Here is a 22,339-nt window from a genome sequence, read left to right on the forward strand (position 1 = left end):
TTGTCAGGTCTATTATCAAAACTATGCTGATTTAAGTGCCTATTGAGAGAAAGAATCCTTAGTTTTGGTGTCTATGAATACCACAAAAACTACTCCCAACATTCCCATTATTTTTGAAGACAATCATCTGTTGGTGATTGATAAACCGGCCGGAGTTCTTTCTCAGGAAGATCACACCGGCGATCCTGACGTTCTGAATCTTTGTAAGGCTTACATCAAAAAGGAATACAACAAACCCGGAAATGTTTATCTGGGCTTAGTCCACCGTCTCGACCGACCTGTAAGCGGTGTGATGGTGTTGGCAAAAACATCCAAAGCGGCTTCACGACTGTCCTATCAAATAAGAAAACGGACCATGAAGAAGACGTACTGGGCATTGGTACATGGGATGTCTCCGGTTTATGGTGAGCATGTCCATTTTCTGGATAAAGATAATCGCACGAACACTGTTAAAGCTTATAAATCACCCAAGGGAAATGCGAAAGAGTCGAGACTAAACTTCATCACAATAAAGCAGAGCAAGAAGTTTAGTGTGGTTGAAGTTGATTTGATTACGGGGCGTCCTCACCAAATCAGGGTGCAGTTTGCCAAGGAAGGAAATCCACTTTGGGGAGATCATAAGTACGGCAATCCTGATAAAAACTTTGGGAAAGATATTGCGTTACGTGCCGTAAAATTAGAGCTCGAACATCCCACCAAAAAAGAACTCATGATTTTCAAAGCTCCCAAGCCAAGTGGTCAACCTTGGAATGTGTTTGAATATTGATCCCATTTCTTGAGCCAGATTTCTAAACCATCATATTCGCTGAAGAGCCTTTGCGATCTTTTCTATTCTCAAAGATAAGCTCATATTTGGTTCCTTTTAAGGGATGCGATTCAATTTTAATTTCTGACTTAATTTGTTCTGAATAAGTGAGTACTAAGGTAGCTCCCAAAGTGGGACTATTCTCCAATACAAACCCATCCGGAAGCCCAACCCCATCATCCTGAATTAATAAATGGACTTCTTCTCCCTGCTGAATGAGATCGATTTCTATCGTCCCGTTCTTTCTGCCCTGAAAAGCATATTCATATGCATTTGAGACCAATTCATGGATAATTAAAGCCAGTGGAACCGCTTGATTAAGGTTCAGTTCCAGAAATGAAATATTCGTCTTTAGAGTTATATTTGTCTCTTTAGATTTTTTCTTCTGATCAATAAATTCGAGTAAATTACTAAGATACTCCTGGAAATTAATACCACCGAAATCTCCCAGTTTATACAGGTCTTCATGAATCAATGCCATCGACTTAACACGCATATGATTCGAGAGCAATACTGATTTAGCCTGTACATTATCAGTCATAAATTCCTGCATCTGTAAAAATCCTGAAATAACAGCCAGGTTATTTTTTACCCGGTGATGAACTTCAGCCAGCAGCACTTCTTTCTCAGTCAATAATTTCTCTAGTTTCTTTTGATAGTCTCGCTGAGCTTTAATGCTTTGGCTTGTTCCAACAAGGTATTTCTTTCCGTTTTTGTTAAAACATACGGCGTTGAATAAATGAGGTTCTTTCTCTCCGTCTTTCCGAATTAAATCGGCTTCAATGCCTCCCAGCGGCTCATCCTGACTCATCGTTTTTTTAATGTACTCTTCTACCCTTTCTACATCATCTCCACTAAAAAAATCAAGCGGACTCATTTTGGCGAACTCGTCGTCAGGATAACCATCTACTGAAGATTTACTTTCACGCCTTCTGATAAAATCTCCATTTTCGTCATACATGAAGAAATTTACAGGAAGAGAGTTAATGATGGATTCGGTAAATAATTTCTCCCTCATTACCTCCATCTCCGCCTCAACCCGCTCAGTGATATCTTTTGCAGTGATAAGCCATTTACCGTCTTTCTTTATGGCATTAATTTCTAAATGAAGCTCCTTATCGTCCAACAACAAAGAAGTCTCGGTCTCAAATTCGTCAACTCCCTCCGTGTGATATTTCTGAAGTTGACCTACTAGCGGCCAGCCTCGGAACGCTGTAAGTGATTTTTCCTGGTCTTTACTATCTAAGTGTGATGAAAATATTTTAACTCCGTTTTCGATACACTTATTTATTTTCAACGTTTCCGGATCAATAATGAGCATTAGATCTACGGAAGCCTTCAAAAATGTGGAAGTGGTTTCTAACTCAATATTCTTTTTTATGAGCTCTAACCGAACCTCAATTTCATTCGCTATCGTGTGCAATGCATTGAGTTGCATTTCCGAGAGCGTTTTAGGTTCCATACCAAGTACACAAATAGTACCAAGGTTTTGTTTATTTTTTTTGATGTTTACCCCGGCATAAAAACGAATTTTGGGGTCCTTCGCTACAAATTCAAACTCCCTAAACCTTTCGTCTTTTGTAGCATCTTCAACCACCATGAATTTATCATTCTTGATCGTAGTGTGGCAAAAATTCATCTCCCTTGGAGATTCCTTTATATCATTGCCGTAGTTTGCCTTAGACCATGTTCTTTTGTCATCCAAAAAATTAATCTTGGCTATTGGTACTTCACAGATTTGGGCAGCAAGCTTCACTAAATTGTCAAATTCACGGGACTCTTCAGTATCTAAAATTTCGTATTCAAGTAAAGTTTCTAAACGCTGTTTTTCAGCAGAGTCGATAGCTGGCATTATTACTGATTCCTAAAAAATTAATCTCTTTTGAAGTGTTTTTATCGACAGTTAATGTAATTATATAAATGCTTGGTACATTAATTTTCAAGATTTTCTAATTCCAGGTCTATCAAGATCGAATCCAGATATAACTCCATCGAATCTTGCAGGCTAACTAACTCAAGAGAATCCAGGAATACGGGCTGCTGCTGAAGCGTATCTGTAGTATCGGGCTTTGGTTCCGGTTTGGGCAGATACCGGATTCCACTTAACTGCTGCATATTTCGCAAGATCCATTCACTGCGTTTAACTACATATTCAGATGCAGGAGTCGGCTCTATCCGCCATGGGTTTGGAAGCACCGTTGCCATTCTTGCCGCTTCTTTGGGAGTCAATTCGTCGGGTGCTTTTCCGTAATAGAAATCAGCTCCTCTTGCTATTCCGTACTTAGCCGGACCAAATTCTGCGATATTTAGATACACCTCCAAAATGCGATCTTTGGTCCAAAAAACTTCCAGCAAAACAGCAATCACGGCTTCGATGCCTTTTCTTAAATAGGTCTGCGCCGGGGAAAGGAAAAGGTTCTTAGCCACTTGTTGGGTAATGGTACTTGCTCCCCGTATTCTTCCCGTTCTCTTCTTCTCATCCAGTGCTTTATCGATGGCAGCCAGATCTAAGCCCCAATGTTGCCTAAACCGCTGATCTTCTGAAGCTATAACCGCCAGTTTCATATAATCGGGAAGCTTTTCACCCTGAACCCATGTCTCCCTGAGGTTGTAGCGTTCTTGCTCCAACTCTTTCCAATTCTGCTGGAGCATAAATGAGGTAACCGGCGGGTTAATCCATCGAAGAGCAATGATCAACAAGCAAAACCAAAATGACCAGCCTAAGATCACCCCAAAGGTAATCTTGGTGTATTTAAACCAATCAACTGATTTGAATTGCTGCTGTTCTTCCATAAACCAAATGTATCGTATTTAAGTACAGATACCATATTTGGCAGAATTTGTTTCTTTGAAAAGACCTTGTCATCCTGAGAGTACTCTCGAAGGATCTGCAAAACGAAGAAATGGAAAAACCTTGTGAAGATGCTTCGGGTGTACCCTCAGCATGACTATATAAAATAGATAGCCATGATAGACCTCATAATCTGAAATCTGTCATTCGTTGCGAGAAGGACGTCAATCCAGGTGAGCTAAAGCTTTAATCCTCGATAAGCTCTTGATCTTCTTCCATCCCATCCGGTAATTGTTTGGAAGTTTTAGCTCCAAGCTTTCGAATCATTTCGGCTTGACGGACTAGATTACCGGCACCCGTAGAAAGTCTTCCCATCGCTTCATCGTAGCTGTCTTGGGTTTGGCGAATCCGCTGACCGATATCATTCATGCTCTCCACAAATAGCACGAACTTATCATACAAAGCCCCGCCTCGTTTAGCGATTTCCATAGCGTTTTTATTTTGATACTCCTGCTTCCAAACACTGTCGATGGTGGCAAGCGTAGCAAGTAATGTAGATGGACTTACAATCACGATATTTTTATCAAAAGCTTCGTAGTAAAGATTTGAATCGTGTTGTAAAGCAGCGCCAAATGCTGGTTCAATGGGTATAAACAGCAATACAAAATCCGGACTTCTGTCGCCGTGAATATGCTGATAATTCTTTTCGCTAAGCCCTTTCACGTGGGTCCGGATAGAGTTGATGTGTTCTTTCAACGCTCGTTCCTGATCGGCTTCATCTTCCGCTGAGCTAAACTGTTCGTATGCTGTAAGAGAGACCTTGGAATCGATTACCAGGAACTTTTCATCCGGGAGGCGAACAACCACATCGGGACGAATACGGCGACCATCATCCATCGTAACACTTTGCTCCACAAAATACTCCTCGTCTTTACGCAGACCCGATTTCTCAAGAATTCGCTGTAGAATCACCTCTCCCCAATTCCCCTGCGTTTTAGAATCTCCTTTAAGTGCTTTGGTCAGATTCTTGGCATCCTCACTCATGGTTTTATTGAGCTCTGCCATTTGTTTGATCTGTTCTTTTAGCGTAGCACGCTGGCGGTTTTCATCATCGTATGTCTCTTCCACTTTCTTCTTGAAAGCTTCAAGCTTTTCACCCAGCGGATTCAGCAGCTGATCCATCTGCTCTTTGTTTTGCTTGGTGAATTTCTCGGACTTCTCTTCCAGAATTTTGTTGGCCAGGTTTTCGAACTGTGTTGTCAGTTGTTCCTGCATTTCGCCAAGTTCCTTCTTCTGCTCACTCAGTCGCTCCTGCAAATTCCGGTAGTCTGCGTTTCGCTCAGCCAGTTGTTTATCCAGCTCATTGGCTCGCTTTCGCTCCTGCTCCAGCTCTTCTTCTTTCTTTTGCTGAAGGCTATCCAGCTCAGCCTCTGCTTCCTGTAGCTGATCACTCAGATTCTGATTTCGCTCCTCCAGCCGTGAACTTTCTGATTTAGATTTGAAATGCGCGATGGCATATCCCGCGATTCCCCCGATAATGATTCCTGCTATGGCTAAAATGTATTCCATGAAAAAATTTACTCTTAATTTCTTTTGTGTTTCGAAAGATACTAATGATAAGTGACAGGTTTTGTCACCTCAAACTTTAATTCTTATTCAAAATCACATTCATCTTTTCAACCAGCTCAAAATTCCTGTAAATCCAGCCGTGGCGCTGATTCTCCAGCACGTAATGTTCATCCCCTTCTTTTAAAAAATCGGTGAGTCTGATGGAGCGCTCGACGGGAAGCACTTCATCCTCTTCCGCATAAAAAATATAAACCGGTTCTTCTATTTGTTGGAGAGCTAAGTCGGTACGAAGTGGATATCGAACCAGGAAATCAGGCAGAAAACTAAACTGAGCATCTTTCATGTCAACCATGCTGTAGTATGGCGTCCACATAATCAGCATTTTTGGGTCATTTGCTGCTGCAACCTGTGCTGCCACCCCCGTTCCCAGAGAATAGCCCATCAGCACAATATCTTCTTCCCTATATTCGGATTCCATTTCATCAAAAATGAACTCCATATCCCCAACCAGGTCTTCTTCATTCCAAAGCTCACCTGTACTTTTACCATATTCGCGATAATCCGGATAGAGGACATCATAACCGTTATTTAGAAACAGCTCGATTTTAGTTGGGTTTGTTCGATTGGAGCCTCGGTTACCATGAAAATAAATCACTAACCCTCTGGATGAATCTGCAAAAGCATGGATGGCATGGATCCGAACGTCTTTTTCCGGTTCGAACCAGCGCTCCTCAAATTTAAAATTGTAGCTATAGCTTTCGTTAGTATCTAGCTGAGAAGGTCTGAAGATGATGGTGTTTTGGATCAGATAGAAATAGATACAGATACCCGTATAAGCTACTAGTATACCAACGGCTAAATAAGTGAGTAATTTGCGTTTCTTCATGTACCAACGAACAATTTAGAAGTTTTTAAAGTTGTTAAGGTATGATATCAAAAAAATTCGTGCTGCTGCTTTTTGAAAAATTCTTCAATGAGGATATTAAAGAACGTATCGAGATCGGTACGCTTTATGTCGCAAGTATTGGATTTGGTATTCATCTGATTGCTGTTTTTTTAAATATGAGCGGTGTAATATCAGCTCATAGCCAACTTCAGGGATTTCTTTCCAGTCCAATTTCAGCGCTTTATACACCCTTTTCTTTTATACTTTTTTATGAAGTATACCTGCTGATTTATTACTTACCTCGATCATTTTCAGTGTCAATTGCCAAGCAATATGAGATTGTATCCTTAATCTTGATACGCAGAATTTTTAAAGACATCTCCTATTTGGATTTCCAGAATATCGAACTGTTAAGTAGTGAAAACTTACCGCTTTTGTATGATCTCATCGGTTTTGTGGTGCTCTTTTTCCTCATATTTTTATTTAGATACCTACTGGTTAACAGAAAGAGTCATACCGTAACGCCCAATATTGAGGGGTTTATAGTATATAAAAAAGTACTCTGTATTCTACTGATTCCTGTATTTCTGTTTCTATCCATCTATAGCTTTACACATTGGATTATTGAGCTCAATCAACTCAGTTTAGGATTGATCAATACCGTTAAAGATTTCAACAAAATATTCTACAACGAATTTTTCGTCGCCCTGATTATTGTCGACGTCTTGATCTTAGTGGCTTCATTCAGATACACCGATCGTTACAGCCTGCTCATTCGAAATACGGGTTTTGTAGTGACTACAGTGCTTATCCGGCTCTCCTTTTCTACGGATGGCTTGGCGAATATCCTATTACTCGTATCCGGTGTAGCATTTGGAGTAATCATCCTTTACCTCTATTCCCTGTATGATAAAATTGATAAAGGAGAGAGTACTAAAGAAAGCTACGCATACTTATAAATTCAGCTTATTCTTTTTTCGATTAGATCAAAAAGTCCCAGCGCTAAACATCTCTTACTCTAAGGAACTGATTGTAGAAGTTTGAAGTTTTTCTGGAACCTATTCATAAATAAAGATTCTTTTGGGCAAAACACATAACTCACATCTTAAATATCAAATTGCTGTTGGGGTTGGTTCTATTTTGATAAACTTTTTAATCCCGGATATTATTTATGAAATAAGGTTCTGGATACTCGGACTCGTGATCCTCGTGATTGGAATGCCCCATGGTGCCTTAGATCATATAATTGCGTTCAAAGCCTTTGATAGACCCAAGAATTTTAGAAATCAATTTATCTTCTACGCCGGGTATTTGAGCGTGATGTTTTTGTATGGACTGTTTTGGGTGTTTTCCCCTTTTGCAGCTTTTATGTTTTTTCTGCTGATGACACTCTACCATTTCGGACAAGCTGATGCAGAACGCTTTTCGTTTGAGGGATGGCATAAGCACCTTATGCTATATGCTCGCGGAATTACAATTGTCGGGTTAATACTTTTTAGCAGTGAGCCTTACTACTCTTCTTCTATTATCGAAGAAGTAACGGGCTATTCCATCGCTGGTGCTTTGTTTCCGATAGTAGCACCTGATATTCTTTCCACAACATTGGCACTCATCTATCCGGCTTGTTACCTGTTACTGTCCACCCTAAAAAAGCCGGACAACCTTTACTCTTTATTTTCTATTGACGCTCTCATTGTGCCTTTTCTATTCTATTATTGTGATCCAATTTTTGCATTCTCAGTTTATTTTGGATGCTGGCATGCCTTTAATCATACCAAAACTATGCTAAACTATTTAGAGAAGTTTGGTGAGAATGTTTCTTTTATGTGGTTTTATAAAAGCACCTTTCTGTACTCTGTTATCTCCTACGCTGGTCTAATCTTTTTATATTTTATGCTGCAGGCATTCGGGAATGAGGAGTTACTTGTAGCCCTTCTTTTCATTTTGATAAGTGTACTTACTCTCCCTCATATGTTTGTTGTTGAAAAGATGTATAGCAACTTCCACCAAGAATAAAGTCCATAAAAAAACCCTGCCGCTTTTAAACGACAGGGTCATTGCTCTCTTTGTGAATGATCAGAACTAGGCACTTACTGTGCTTTGTCCTACTTCATAGCCTTCAGCTTCAGATTTAGCTCGTGCAATAGCATAAATCATTACACCGTAACCTGCTTTAGCTAATACATCAGCAATGGAATAACCAACCTGGATAGCAATCTCTGACTCAGCGCCAGTCCATCCAAAAAATGGTGCCATATACACAATTGGGTAAAAACCCCAAGTAGCTAGCAACAGCAACCGGATATTTCTGAAAAGAATTTGAACCTTACCAGTCTGATCTGCCATAGCGGTTCCTAATTCACCCCACAATACATACACTATGTAAATGAATGGGATAGTACTTAACAGACCCCATAATCCTCGCATTGAGAATAAGCTGTCATCCATTAAAATTTCTCCCGGGTAGCCCAAAAGAATCATTAAAAAAGCAGCTATCACTAATTTTGTTAGCATACTGCTTTGTTTGTCTTTAGCCAGACCAATTACTAATACCAGTTCTACCACTAGCAGTGGTACTGTTAAAAGCCAATCAATGTATCGGTAGGCGTCATTGAAAGGTTTACCTGATGCGATATAATTACCTGCGTCGGTTATCATGTATGCGGCTTCCCAAGAATTGAAAATCCTTAAATAGTGATATGCTGCAATACCTACTACGAGTGTTGAGACCACTAAAGAAATTCTATACTTAGGAGCTACTCGATCGCGGGAAAGCACAAAAAATAAACCCGAAAATATCATCGAGGCAATCGCGAATGATAACATGTTATAGACGAGTGTATACTCGCCAAATGTTAAGGTTGGTTGTTCCAACATAGCGTCTCCTTTATAGTTATGATTAGTACAGGCATAACTTTCATTTCATTTTGAAAGTTCCGGAATTATTTGTCGGAATGATTAGTCCTTAATTTTTATTTATTAAGCGAATCAGAACTAATTCTACTAAATGAAATTATCCGACTATTTTATACTGGGATCAGCATTCTTATCGATGTTGCTTTCAATCTACTTATGGTTTACCACCAATCCTGAAGCAGGAATATTTGTAGGTATCTGGGTTCCGTCGCTATTAGGCTTCGGAATTTATATCAAGAACATTTACAGGAGTCCAAATGAGTAATACAGTTATACTATTCTGTGGAATCTTCACAACCATACTTTTCTTGATTGGATTTGGATTAACCATAAAAGAATTCAGAGAATTGGAAGACGAGCGTAAAACAAATTCATTCCCTGAAGAAAGTAATGCTGAGATCAAGAAATGAATTAATCTCAGCATTATAAAAGGTCAGTTTACTTTATATCAGCGCCGGCCATTTCGTGGATTTTTTTCCATTCGGCTTCTGTTACCGGGGTAATCGAAAGTCTAATCCGATTGAAAATTACCATTTCTTCGAGTGATAGTTCTTTCTTCATAGCTGTGCGTGTTACCGGTTCATCAAACTTCTGAACAAACTTCACATCAACAAGTTGCCACCTCGGATCTTCTTCGCTACTCTTGTCATCAAAGTATTTTGAGTCGGGGTCAAATTGGGTGGGATCAGGATAGGGCTCACTAGCAACTTCCATTGTGCCCACAATGACCGGGGGAGATACTCTGGAATGATAAAACAGGACACCATCCCCAACTTTCATGTCATCTCGCATAGTATTTCGGGCTTCATAATTTCGAATGCCATCCCATGGTTCTACCCCATCGCGTTCAAGGTCATCAATGCTGTAAGCATCCGGTTCGGATTTCATTAGCCAATAATTTCTGTCACTCATTATTTTTTCTTTAGAATTAAAAATTTAAAATTAAAGATTAAAAATGAGCACTTCGCTCCATCTTAATTTTTAATCTTTAGTTCTTCATTTTGAATTATACTTTCTAACATACCACAAAATTGTTTGGCGGAGCATTCCGTCAAAGTCTTGAGAAGGCTCCCAGCCTAATTCATTCTTAATTTTTGAGGCATCAATGGCATATCTGAAATCATGGCCTAAGCGATCCGTTACAAAGGTAATCAGGTTTTTGTAATCGCCATCCGGTCCATTACCCACTTCTTCATTTAAGATATTACAGATTTTATGGACCAGCTCTATATTCTTCCACTCATTATTACCGCCGATAGTATAAGTCTCACCGGCTTCACCTTTTAGAAACGCAGTATCTAGGGCATCACAGTGATTATGGACAAACAGCCAGTCACGTACATTCTCACCTTTTCCATAAACTGGAATTTTATCATGGTTGATGGCGCTTCGAATTACAACGGGAATTAGTTTCTCATCATGTTGATGAGGTCCGTAGTTGTTAGAGCAATTGGTGGTTACTACGTTCATGCCGTATGTGTGATAATATGCTCGAACAATCATATCACTTCCCGCTTTTGAGGCGGAATAAGGTGAATTTGGTGCGTATGGAGTTTCTTCCGTAAAAAAGCCCTCATCCTCGAGCTCACCATACACTTCATCCGTTGAAACATGCAGAAAACGGTTATTCTTCCACGCTTCTTCATCGTCTTTCCAAAGCAGCCGGCATTCTTCCAAAATGTTGAATGTGCCCACAATATTAGACTGTATGAAAGGCTCGGGACCTTGAATTGAGTTATCAACATGAGATTCCGCCGCCAGGTGAAAAACTCCCTGCGGTTTGAAAGTATTAACCACATCATGCACTTCATCCCTGTTTACTAAATCAACCTTCTTAAAATAGTACTGACCTGAATCTTTTAATGGCTTCAGATAAGACTGATCCGAAGCATAGGTAAGCTTATCAATGTTATAAATTTCCCATTCGGGATGGGCTTCAGCTAAACGTAAAATTAAATTAGAACCAATAAACCCGGCTCCTCCTGTGACTATAACGCGCATATTAAAAGAGGTCTTCTTCTTTGAGTGATGAAAATAAAGGCAACTTACGATCCTTTTCGGAAAGTATAGGTCGGGCAACATCCCAGTGAACTCGGATTAAGGGGTCGTCCCAACGTACTCCCCGCTCTCCTTCTGCATTGTAATAATCTGAACATTTATAGGAAACGATGGCATCGTCCGAAAGCACCGAAAAACCGTGTGCAAATCCTTTGGGGATAAATAGCATCTGCTTGTTAACATCTGACAGCTTAAATGCCACATAATTACCAAAAGAAGGCGAATCCTGGCGAAGGTCAACCGCTACATCCAGAATGGTTCCTTCAAGACATTGCACCAATTTATCCTGTGGATTTTCGATTTGATAATGAAGTCCTCGGATAGCATCCTTATAAGATTTTGATACGTTATCCTGTACAAAATCTACTGTTATCCCTGCTTCTTTCAGGATTGATTCCCGGTAAGATTCGTAAAAGTAGCCCCGATCGTCTTCAAAAACTTTAGGTTCAATAAGTTTTACAGCAGGTATTCTTGTTTCTGTAATTTTCATATCTCCAATTCTGCCAACAATGATTTTAACCCATCTTTCCAATCTATAATTGAAACGCCTGAGATGTTAGTGATTTTTTCTGTACTTAGCAGTGAAAAAGCCGGACGTTTTGCCTTTGTTGGAAATTGTGAGCTATCTACCGGATTCAAGCTAACTTCAACACCCGTTTGTTTAAAAATTTCGGCTGCAAAATCATACCAAGTGCACTTACCCGCAGAGCTAACATGAAACGTCCCTTCTTCTTTTTGTTTAATTAACTGCCAGCAGTTTTCAACAACATTCTTAGTGAAAGTCGGGCTGCCATATTGATCATTAACCACGCTAAGCTCGTCTCTATCTTTGCCGAGCCTAAGCATCGTTTTAACAAAGTTATTTCCATACTTACCACATAGCCACGAAACTCTAATCAGTAAAAATTCACAACCAGAATCAGCAAGAGCTTTTTCGCCTGCTAATTTTGAAGCGCCATATACATTTGTCGGATCGGTCTTATACTCTTCGGGATACCCTTTAGCAAGGTTTTCCATATCGCCTTCGGTTCCGGGAAATACATAGTCTGTGGAAAAGTGTACTAATTTAATTTTGTTGGAGTCACAATACTCAGCCAGGTTTTCAACAGCGTCTGCATTTACTTTAAAGCCTAATTCCTTTTCTTCCTCAGCCTGATCCACTTTTGTGTAGGCAGCACAATTTATTATAACGGTAGGATTAAGATTGCTCAGCACCCGATTGGTATCAGCATGGTTGGTGATATCCAGATCTGAAGAAGGGAGTGAAATAAATTCAACTTCCTGCTTATTTAGAAACTGCACCCATTCTCTGCCAAGCTGCCCATTTCCTCCGGTAATCAAAATCCGCATTTGCTAACCCCGCACTAATTCATTAGCTATTCTATATGATTCAGGTGTGCCAGCGTCCGTCCACCATCCTTTCATAACCGAACTTTTCATTCCCCCCTGCTGAATGTAGTAGTTATTGACATCGGTAATTTCCAACTCTCCCCGGCCAGAGGGCTTCAATGTTTTTATACAGTTAAAAACTTTCGAATCATAAAAATAAACGCCTGTTACTGCAAAGTTGGATTTAGGCTGTTTAGGTTTCTCTTCCACCGACAACACTTTCTCTCCATCAAGTTCAGCTACTCCATACCGCTTTGGATCTGGTACTTCCTTTATAAGGATTTGAGCGCCATTTCCGTCATAATTATCTACGGCTTTTTGGAGTGAGTGCTCAAAAATATTATCCCCCAAAATTACGACCACCGGCTCATCGCCTGCGAAGTTTTCAGCTAACCCCAAGGCTTGTGCAATTCCGCCCGCCTCATCCTGAACTTTATAGGTAAACCGACATCCAAAGTCTTTACCAGAACCCAATAGATTTACCACAGCACCCATGTGGTCTGTCCCCGTAACAATTAAAATTTCCTGAATGCCAACTTCCGTTAACTTTTCGATGGGATGATAAATCATCGGTTTATCACCAATCGGAAGAAGATGTTTATTCGTAACCTTAGTTAAGGGATAAAGTCGGGACCCGGTTCCTCCCGCAAGTATGATTCCTTTCATAAAAAACTGTGAATTAATTTTCGCTAAACCTAAGGATAATCTTAAGAGACTGCATAATACACCGATAAAAAAATAATATTGACTTATTACAGTTCTGACTGCAGTAAAATTGTACCGAATTTATGGCTTGCACATGCAATCTGTGTTTAAGTTTGGAGTTCTATTTCCTTGTGTTTCCAGATAACGTTAAGACCTTTTAATGTAGGTTATAAATAGCTCATAATCGCTCTCTAAAGAACTAAAGAAGCTTTATATGCTTACTTTAGTCTACATTTATAATAAGTATGAATATCAAGCTTCAAATAACGTTTTTCTTAACTCTTTTTCTTGTGCTCTGCGGAACTACTTCGCTGAGTGCACAGGATAAGATATGGACTGGAGCGATTGATTCATCATGGCATACCGCCGGAAACTGGAATCCGTCAGGTGTTCCAACATCCGGGCAAACTGTGGGTATGAGAGGGAACACTACACCCTACCCGGTAATAACCTCCAATGTGACAGTTCGCTCTGTTAGCATAAATGTGTGGTACAGCAATCCAGGGGATCAGCTTCGAATTCGAAACAATGCTACGCTTACCATAACTGATGATCTAATAATTAATGGTGCAGGTAAATTAAATATCATCAACGGGCATGTTGAGATGACGGCTACATCAGGAGGACAAAACAACTTTGATGTGAATTCAGCAGAATCAGAAATTAACATCACAAATGGTTCTTTTACTGCCGGTACTATTTCGGAAGACGTTGATGTGGAGATCATTGGTACATTTAACCTTGGAAATGGAGTTCTGAATGTGCGAGGCGATTTTGATATCTCAAACAGTGACACATTTAATGCCCAGGATGGAACTGCTAATATCTATGGCAGCACCACTGTAAATGGAACTTACAATGGAAATGATGGGGTTACGAATTTCAATGGCGAAGTAACCGTTCGAAGCGGCGGCATCATTAATTTGGATACCGGTACCATTAATTTCAACGATGTTACTTCCATTGGAAATAGTGGTTATGCCAATTTTGGCTCAGGTACTGTTAACATTAATTCTGATGTGGATGTTGGCAGTGGCGGCTACTTTAACGTTCAAGATGCCGAGGTCACTGTTACCGGAAATGCAGCTTTTACTAGTAATGGTAATATGTCGGTTGATAACGGGTCGATCACTATCGGTGGGAATGCATCTTTGAGTAGTGGCGGAACTATTGACTTAAATTCAGGAAGCTTGAATGTAGGTGGTGATGCTTCATTTACCTCCGGAGGTACCGTTAATGCCGGTAGTGCTACCGTCACTCTGGAAGGTGATTTCACTGTGCAAAACGGAAGTAATTTCGAGGCTGATTCTAGTACAGTCGTATTTAGCGGTGATTCAACTCAAACCATAAACTCTGGTTCTGATCTTACTTTTTATAATGTTCAGGTTGACTCAGGGGCTGTTTTTAACACAGATGGCGGTACTCAGAATACCGTAGTCATTGAAGGAGATCTTATTGTTGATGAAGATGGCGGTGTTATAGTTGAGGGCGACGATCAATTGGATGTTCAAGGTGAAGTTGGTGGTGGAGGTGCCGATAACGTCCAAAGCCCTTCCCCTTTTGCAGTTTCGGCAACGGCAACAGATTTAAATACTGTAGTTATAACTTTTAACAAGGCTATGTTACAAGGTCCGGCTGAGACAACAGGAAACTATAGTATTGCCAGAGTAAATAACCCCGCAACAACCTTAACAGTAAGTAATGCCTCTTTAAATACCGGCGGTGACAGTACAGTAGTTACACTAACCGTTTCAACTATCACGGAAGATATTCAGTATGAAATTACCATGAACCCTGGCGGAACCATGGAAAGTACCGACGGCGGTGAACTCTCAGACAATCACAAAAAGAGATTTACAAAATTTGGCCCTATAACTTTTTATAGCCGAACCTCCGGTAGCTGGGCTACAAACAGTACGTGGTCCAGAGTAAGTCATTCCGGTCCGGCTGCTACTACAAATCCTTCAAGTACAAGTAATGCTACAATTATTGTTGGGGATGGAGATTTAGTTACCATTTCCAGTACAACATCAATTGTCAACCAAACCTCGGTACAGGTAAGCGGTGGATCAGAACTTCGGGTTGGATCAGGGGGGAATCTTACTCTCGGCACTAAGACTATTTCCGGGGCAGGAATCTTTCAGCTTACTACAGGAACCATTCAGATTGGATCACCGGGAGGAATCAGCGCTTCCGGAGCTACAGGCAATATTCAAACCACAACGCGAACATTCGGAACAGGTGGTTCTTATGTTTATAACGGTTCAGCAGCACAAGCTACCGGTACTGGTCTCCCAACAACCGCGGCCAATGTTACCATAAATAATGCCTCGGGTGTGACGCTAGATAATAACCTTCAAGTGAATGGCACCCTCTCCTTAACCAATGGATCATTAATTATTGAATCCGGAAACAACCTTATTGCCAATACAAAATCAATTGGCTCTGGCGACTTAGTAATGAGGCAAATCATTACGGGAACCCAGGGATGGAGACTCTTTTCCTCTCCGATCAGTTCTGACTACGATGACTTTTTTGACGGCATTGTAACCCAAGGTTATACCGGCGCTTACTACAGTACCGGATCAAATCCAGGTGATACGTTGCAGCCTAACGTTCTTTACTACCTAGAAAACTATCCAGGAACCGATAATCAAAGATGGAGAGCTCCGGCAAGTGCGGCTACTTCGCTAACCCCAGGTCAGGGTTTATTCACCTATGTTTTTGGTGATATTGATGCGGACCCTCTTTATAATGACATACTTCCCCTGCCAGCTACCTTAGAGGTTCAGGGACAAGAACATGAAGGGCCTGTTGACTTTGGAGTAACCTACACCACCACAGCTGATTCTGGGTGGAATTTCATTGGTAATCCCTATGCAGCAACCATAAACTGGGACAATTCTGGCAGCTGGACCAAAACCAATATCGACAACACCATTTATATCTGGGACTACGACAGCAATCAATACCTGACATGGAATGGAACTACCGGAGATTTAGGAAATGGCTTGATTTCTCCTTTTCAAGGTTTTTGGGTTAAGGCTAACGATACTTCCCCCACTCTTGAAGTTGAAGAAACTGCTAAAACAACGGGTGGCACTTTTGTAGGCAAAACGATAGCTAACCAAAAAATCACTGCACATCCGTCGTTTTCTGTATCACTGGGTGATGATAAACATGAAGTCTCTACCCATTTTATGTTTACTGAGCATGCCAAAATAGGCAAGGATAAATCTGATGCTTACCGCCTTTTGCCAATTCCGGGCATCACTAATTATTTGGAGCTTAGTTCTGTAACGGAGAATGGAGATAAATACGCCATCAACAACTTGCCTCGCAATTTTGGCCGTACAATAGAGATCCCCATTATGGTAGAATCCTTTGAAGCTGGAATCTCAACTTCAAAACCCCTCAACCTTTCATTTAAGAACTTCGACCATATTCCCAATGGATGGAGTTTAAGTATCATCGATAAAAAAACAGGGGAAGAATTTCCTGTTACTGACGGAGGGATCTACCCTTTCAATTATAATGGAAACAAGAATAAGATTGCACCAAATGGTAATGCACAAAACCGTGCAAAAGTAACCAGTAAAACCAGTAGTGCAAAGGCACGATTTGTACTAAAAATTAATCCCGGCTCTGATGCCTCAGACCTTCCACAGAGTTTTACACTTGAACAAAATTACCCCAATCCATTCAACCCAACTACAAATATTCAGTTTGACCTTCCTCTTCAAAGCTTTACTCAGCTTACCATATTTGATATGCTTGGACGAGAGGTAACAACTCTCGTCAGTGAAGAGCTTCCTGCAGGAACTCATACTTATACATGGAATGCAGCCGGCAATTCTAGTGGCGTTTATTTGTACAGACTGGCAACACCGGAAAATATTGTCACCAAAAAGATGACACTGATTAAGTAATCCTTTCTACAATCTGCTCTGTACCCTACATCGTAATTAAATAAGAGGCCTTAATATTCTTCTTGTTAAGGTTTTTTAATATTATATTGAATTAAGGACATTAAGGAAGCTAAAAAAAGCAACTATTTAGGTTTCAAAAATTTTCAGCAAAAAAGAATAATGAAGTTGAAAAACTTTAAATATCTGCTATTGGCATGTTTGGTTTTAACAACTCCTATAAAAATGGTAGCCCAAACGATAACCCCTGCTACCGGGGGTACAGGTATTTCTGCTGATAACTTTTCTACGGGAACATGGACTACATTAACAGGCCCTATTATTCAGGAAACTGCTCCCGGACAGTTACAGTCAGGTAATATTAGGTTACAGGCACCAAGCGGTTTTATTTGGGATACAGGCGGTACGGCTCCTACAATAACAGTTACACAACCTAAAGGAAATCGGGTTACGGTAACTCTTAATAGCAGAACAAGCTCCGAAATTATTTTTGATGTATCGGGTAATAGTGGTGGATCACCTCCCAACAACCCTCACCGTGTAGAATTTGGTAATATAAGACTTCGACCTTCCCAAGGCTCCCCTCTTTCTTCCGGCCAAATTCAGAATGCAGGAAGTGCAGCACCAGGAGGAACCAATAATTACGGCTCCGTTTCTACTGTTGCGGGAGCGGACAATAAGATCCGTGTTGAGACTTTACCTACTTCTGGAGGAGCTCTTGTAAGCGCCCAAAATGTAGAAGCGGGGACTTCTATCACCGTTTACTCAAATGTTCGTGATCAGTTTAATAACTTCAAAAGAAATGAAAGTTCAACATGGTCACTACAAAATATTTCCGGAGGAATATTAACAGGAGACCTTTCAGCTTCTGGCGGCAATGCTACTTTTACCGGGGATTTAGTTGGCTCAGCAAATATACAAGCCACATTTGGAGGACTTACTCCTACATCATCAGGAACTATTTCGGTAACCCCATCAGACGCCGCTACCTTAGCGATATCTACACAACCCTCCTCTACAGCCACTGCTGGTCAAGCATTTTCAACTCAACCGGTTATAGAAATAAGGGATGATTACACGAATGTAATAACAAGCGATAATTTCACAGAGATATCAGTTAGTCGTGGTGCAGGTTCGGGAGACCTTCAGGGAACAACAACAGCTACAGTAAGCAGTGGAGTAGCTACTTTTTCTGGATTGAATCACCTTGTAGCCAATTCCATTGATTTAGATTTTGCTGCTTCAGGTTTCGCGACTATTTCTTCAAATACCATATCTGTGAGTCCAGCTGCTGCAGACAGTCTTATTTTTCTGGTTCAGCCTTCAAATGCTAACCGCAATGATAATCTAACACCTCCAATTGAGGTACAAATTGTTGATAGTTATGGCAACTACGTGGCTCAGTCTGGCACACTAATAACCTTATCGATTAACAGTGGCTCAGGAAATATTAGTGGGAATACTGCAAATACCGACGGTACTGGTAAGGCAACTTTTAGCACCGTCTCCTTTAATCAAACTGGAAATAAAAATATTACAGCTGAAGCTACCGGCTTAGATGCGTCAGAGCCCAGCAATAATTTTACGGTAGCAACTGCAGGCTCTTTAGCCGGATTTGAAGTTGAGATATCTGGAACTGGTGCAATAGGGACTCAAACTGCAGGAAATAATTTTGACATACGTATTGAAGCTGTAGATGGTGTTGGTGACCTTTTAGACGGTAACATGGGCCGAGACAATTTTACAGGTTCAGTTGATTTAACAACAACGAGTGAGTTCTCCGGAACCACCACCACTACAAGTGTGGGCCCTTTTGTTGATGGAGTCTATGATCCACATAATGTTGAACTGATACTTTCCGGTAATAACACAACCATCACCGCTACCAACAGTGCTGGAAGTGAATCAGGTAGCAGCAACACCTTTACTGTTAATCCCGCCGCTGCAGATGCCGATAGCTCAACGATTTCCGTTTCCGCTGATACACTTATTGCAGATGGCTCAAGTCAGTCCATAATTACCGTTCAACTTAAAGATGAATTTGGAAACTACTTAACTTCAGGTGGAGAGACAGTAGTGATCTCAAGAACCGGGACGGGTGTTCTTTCCTCCACCACTGATAATGGGGATGGTACATATTCTGCCACACTAACCGCCCCCAACGATGTAGGTTCAGCTGATATTAGCGCAACGGTCAATGCATCTTCTATTACAAGCGGAGACCCAGAAATAGTTTATACCTTTGACGAACTTTCGACCTTTTTAGTAGAAATAAGCGGAGGTGGCAGCATATCAACACAAACAGCTGGCGTTTCTTTTGATCTTCGAATAACAGCCCAGGATGCATTTAATAATACGGTAACAACTTTTGACGAGACCGTACAAATCACCTCCTCCGGTACTTTTGATTCAGGAAGTGGCACCACCGCCTCTTTTACATCCGGTATCCTAGACCCACACTCCGTTACTCTTACTTCGGTAGGTTCTACTACAATCTCTGCACGGAAAACCGCTTCTACAGAATCAGGAACTAGCAATAGCTTTACGATTAACCCCGGTTCTGCTGATGAAACAACATCTACAATTACATCTAGTGAAAGCTTTCTTCAAAATGACGGCGCTGACCAAACCCAAATTACCGTTCAGCTTAAAGATGAATTTGGTAATAACTTAACCGCTGGCGGTGATGCTGTTACACTAAGTACTACGGCTGGTACTTTAAGCGATGCAGATGGAGGTACCGCTGGAAATCAACCTGCTGATAATCTTGATGGAACTTATACCGCTACCTTAACAGCCTCATCTTCCATTGAAACCGCCACCATTACCGGAACACTTAACGCTGTTTCTATTACCGATGATGAAGTTGTTGAAATAACTCAGTTCAACATATGGGATGGTTCAGACAGCGGCGGGAACCCTGCTGGTCGGTCTGACTGGGGGAACACCGGAAGATGGAGTCTGGGAAGCTTACCTTCCACGGGACAGGTAGTCTTAATAGAATCTGGTCAAACCTATTATCCGATTATTGATGGAGAAGATCCTGTAATCGATTTTTTAAGTATTGAACTTGGAGCTACAGTGACGCTTTCGGGCAGAACTATTACCATTAACAATGAAATTTCCGGTGATGGTAGCTTTTCTGGTAATAATGGAACTATAAATTTAGCGGGTGACTCTGAAATTGCTAATTTCATTTCAGGTTCATCCACCGTAAATCTAAATGGGACTTCCACTCAAACATTATCGGGTGATTTTACTGCGAATACGTTAAATGTTCAGAATGATGTAAACGGCAATGGTTATCTGGAAGCCTTCACACTAATATCTATTGAAACAGGAAATACCCTCACTATGGGTGCCGGCTCAGAATTAGTTGCCCTTGGAGATATTACCGTTGATGGTAATTTAGTTGGAAATAACTCAACATTTAGGTTTGGTGGAGATATTACCGGATCTAACTTCACTCTCAATAATACTTCTTTAACCCTCAATGGAAGCAGCCTTCAAGAAATTAATGGTATTGAAGAGATCAAAAGCTTTACCATAAACAATGTTGCCGGTGTACAAGTAAATAATGATCTGGCTGTAACGGATACTCTTTTTCTTACCAATGGAGTGCTGACTATAGGGTCAGGTTACAGCTTCGCGAGTAATGTAAAACAAGGGAATACCGAAGATATTCGGATGCTTAGAGCTACGAACGGAAGCATGGGCTGGCAAGTTATTTCTTCCCCCATGAGCACCAAATATTCTGACTTTATTGATGGAATTATTACTCAGGGATTTTCCGGCGCCTTTTATGCTACCGGTACTCAACCCGGCGATACTCTTCAGCCAAATGTGTTGTTTTATGAGGAATCATATAACGAGAGTGATTCTTTGGACGCCGCAGGTAATCCTTTTCAGGCAACCGATAATGAACGCTGGAGAACTCTTACTGATACCAGTTCCACAGTTACTGCCGGATTAGGTCACTACATCTACTTTTTTGGGGATATAGCTGCCGACCCTTTATACAATCAGCCTTTACCAGATACTATCTCCGTTCAAGGAGAAGAGAATGAGGGAGTAAGCGGCAACTTCACTTTCCCAATTACTTACACATCTGATGGAGGTGAAGGTTGGAATCTTGTAGGTAACCCTTATTCTGCTACCATCGATTGGGATGACGGAAACTGGACAAAAACCAATATGGATAATGTAATCTATATCTGGGACCCCTCATCCGGTGAGTATTTGGACTGGAATGGAATTGGGGGAACGTTACCTGACGGTACAATCAAACCATTTCAAGGTTTTTGGGTAAAAGCTAACGGCAACGGGGCTCCTACCCTTTCTGTGAACGAAAACTCAAAAACAACCGGGGGTACTTTTTATAAAGAAAGGGAAGAAGTCTCTCTTGAACTTATTCTCGAGTCCTCCGGGATAACAAAAAGATCTTTTATCACTTTTTCATTAGACGGGAAGGTTAGCAAAGATAATCTTGATGCGATAAGACTCCTTCCTTTTGAGCAAAATACCTATCTGGAACTTTTCTCCATGCTGGGTGATGGAACTGAGGTTTCCATTAACAACATGCCAAGGAACTTTGGGATCCCAATCGAAATTCCGATTTATATAGGAGGTTATGAAAATGGTATTCCGATAAACGGCCCTGCTGAACTATCATGGAAAGGTGTGAAGAATTTGCCTGAATCCTGGACGCTTTCACTTATTGATAATTCAAAAAAGAAAAGTCTGCAGAAATCAGCATTAGATTTACGCAAGTCAGACCGAGTAAAACGAAACCTTAACCATTCAGACACTCTGAATACAAGGAACAGCATTTCAAATTTTAAACTGACAAACGAGGCTTCCACTGATAATCTTCAAAAAGCCCAATTTATCCTGAAGATTGAACCCGGTGAAGATGCGGATGGTATTCCTGATTCCTACAATCTTGAAAGAAACTATCCAAACCCCTTTAACCCCTCTACTACTTTAGAGTTTTCTACCCCTTTGGAAGGGTTAGTATCTATTGAAGTTTATGATATACTTGGCCGGAAAGTATCGACTATAACCAATGAAAATTATCAAGCCGGTTTTCATAAAGTAACTTGGAATGCGTCTCAATTTTCAAGTGGTATCTACATTGCCATATTCCGTGCCGGAGACAAAGAGTTCACTCAAAAACTCACCTTGATTAAATAAATTTCTGTAACATTAATTTTTATTAAGAAACTAATATTACAGTGAGTTAGAAATAGCTAATGAACCATTAGTTTAGCTTACCAAATTTTATATTCCATGCA

The 22,339-nt window shown here is 40.7% G+C and carries 15 protein-coding genes; 5 read left to right on the top strand and 10 right to left on the bottom strand.

All coding sequences use genetic code 11. The features are described 5' to 3' along the window. Window positions 1–73 precede the first annotated feature (73 nt). A complete protein-coding gene (locus tag CL667_03210) occupies window positions 74–766 on the top strand; it encodes an RNA pseudouridine synthase (protein ID MAL16698.1) in 693 nt (230 codons plus the stop codon). A gap of 22 nt (window positions 767–788) precedes the next feature. Here the strand turns inward: CL667_03210 and CL667_03215 are convergent, their stop codons facing one another. From CL667_03215 to CL667_03230, 4 genes are all read right to left on the bottom strand, one after another. Then, on the bottom strand, window positions 789–2,657 hold the full coding sequence (locus CL667_03215) for a hypothetical protein (GenBank protein MAL16699.1): 1,869 nt from the start codon (window positions 2,655–2,657) through the stop codon (window positions 789–791). An 80-nt stretch (window positions 2,658–2,737) separates the two neighbouring features. After that, on the bottom strand, window positions 2,738–3,598 hold the full coding sequence (locus tag CL667_03220; protein ID MAL16700.1) for a monofunctional biosynthetic peptidoglycan transglycosylase: 861 nt from the start codon (window positions 3,596–3,598) through the stop codon (window positions 2,738–2,740). Window positions 3,599–3,842: 244 nt separating this feature from the next. Next, a complete protein-coding gene (locus CL667_03225; GenBank protein ID MAL16701.1) occupies window positions 3,843–5,165 on the bottom strand; it encodes a DNA recombination protein RmuC in 1,323 nt (440 codons plus the stop codon). A 76-nt stretch (window positions 5,166–5,241) separates the two neighbouring features. Next, window positions 5,242–6,051, bottom strand: coding sequence for a hypothetical protein (locus CL667_03230; GenBank protein MAL16702.1), 810 nt, complete (start codon window positions 6,049–6,051; stop codon window positions 5,242–5,244). Between the two features lie 41 nt (window positions 6,052–6,092). Here CL667_03230 and CL667_03235 point away from each other — a divergent pair, with 41 nt between their 5' ends. Continuing rightward, window positions 6,093–7,010: a hypothetical protein gene (locus CL667_03235; protein MAL16703.1), complete on the top strand. Its 918-nt coding sequence runs from the start codon at window positions 6,093–6,095 to the stop codon at window positions 7,008–7,010. 121 nt (window positions 7,011–7,131) lie between these two features. Beyond that, the gene (locus tag CL667_03240) at window positions 7,132–8,067 is read left to right on the top strand and encodes a hypothetical protein (GenBank protein MAL16704.1); all 936 of its coding nucleotides are present in this window, start codon (window positions 7,132–7,134) and stop codon (window positions 8,065–8,067) included. A 66-nt stretch (window positions 8,068–8,133) separates the two neighbouring features. Here the strand turns inward: CL667_03240 and CL667_03245 are convergent, their stop codons facing one another. The 6 genes from CL667_03245 to CL667_03270 all read right to left on the bottom strand — a co-directional run bounded on the left by CL667_03245 (window position 8,134) and on the right by CL667_03270 (window position 13,080). Then, window positions 8,134–8,928 (bottom strand): xanthorhodopsin, encoded by a 795-nt coding sequence (locus CL667_03245; protein MAL16705.1) that lies wholly within the window; start codon window positions 8,926–8,928, stop codon window positions 8,134–8,136. Window positions 8,929–9,405: 477 nt separating this feature from the next. Next, entirely contained in the window at window positions 9,406–9,855 is a 450-nt protein-coding gene (locus CL667_03250) for an EVE domain-containing protein (protein ID MAL16706.1), read from the bottom strand. A gap of 108 nt (window positions 9,856–9,963) precedes the next feature. Next, window positions 9,964–10,968, bottom strand: coding sequence for a dTDP-glucose 4,6-dehydratase (gene rfbB, locus CL667_03255; protein ID MAL16707.1), 1,005 nt, complete (start codon window positions 10,966–10,968; stop codon window positions 9,964–9,966). A gap of 1 nt (window position 10,969) precedes the next feature. Next, window positions 10,970–11,515, bottom strand: a complete 546-nt coding sequence (gene rfbC / locus CL667_03260; protein ID MAL16708.1) for a dTDP-4-dehydrorhamnose 3,5-epimerase — start codon at window positions 11,513–11,515, stop codon at window positions 10,970–10,972. Further along, window positions 11,512–12,375: a dTDP-4-dehydrorhamnose reductase gene (rfbD, locus tag CL667_03265; GenBank protein MAL16709.1), complete on the bottom strand. Its 864-nt coding sequence runs from the start codon at window positions 12,373–12,375 to the stop codon at window positions 11,512–11,514. The genes rfbC and rfbD overlap by 4 nt, the downstream gene beginning before the upstream one ends. Before the next feature lie 3 nt (window positions 12,376–12,378). After that, window positions 12,379–13,080, bottom strand: a complete 702-nt coding sequence (locus CL667_03270) for a spore coat protein (GenBank protein MAL16710.1) — start codon at window positions 13,078–13,080, stop codon at window positions 12,379–12,381. A 284-nt stretch (window positions 13,081–13,364) separates the two neighbouring features. Between CL667_03270 and CL667_03275 the strand changes: the two genes are divergently transcribed. Both CL667_03275 and CL667_03280 read left to right on the top strand, forming a co-directional pair. Then, window positions 13,365–17,048, top strand: a complete 3,684-nt coding sequence (locus CL667_03275; GenBank protein ID MAL16711.1) for a hypothetical protein — start codon at window positions 13,365–13,367, stop codon at window positions 17,046–17,048. Window positions 17,049–17,207: 159 nt separating this feature from the next. Further along, on the top strand, window positions 17,208–22,238 hold the full coding sequence (locus CL667_03280) for a hypothetical protein (protein MAL16712.1): 5,031 nt from the start codon (window positions 17,208–17,210) through the stop codon (window positions 22,236–22,238). The last annotated feature ends 101 nt before the right edge of the window (window positions 22,239–22,339 follow it).

It is taken from the genome of Balneola sp., assembly GCA_002694685.1.
Lineage (GTDB): Bacteria > Bacteroidota > Rhodothermia > Balneolales > Balneolaceae > Gracilimonas.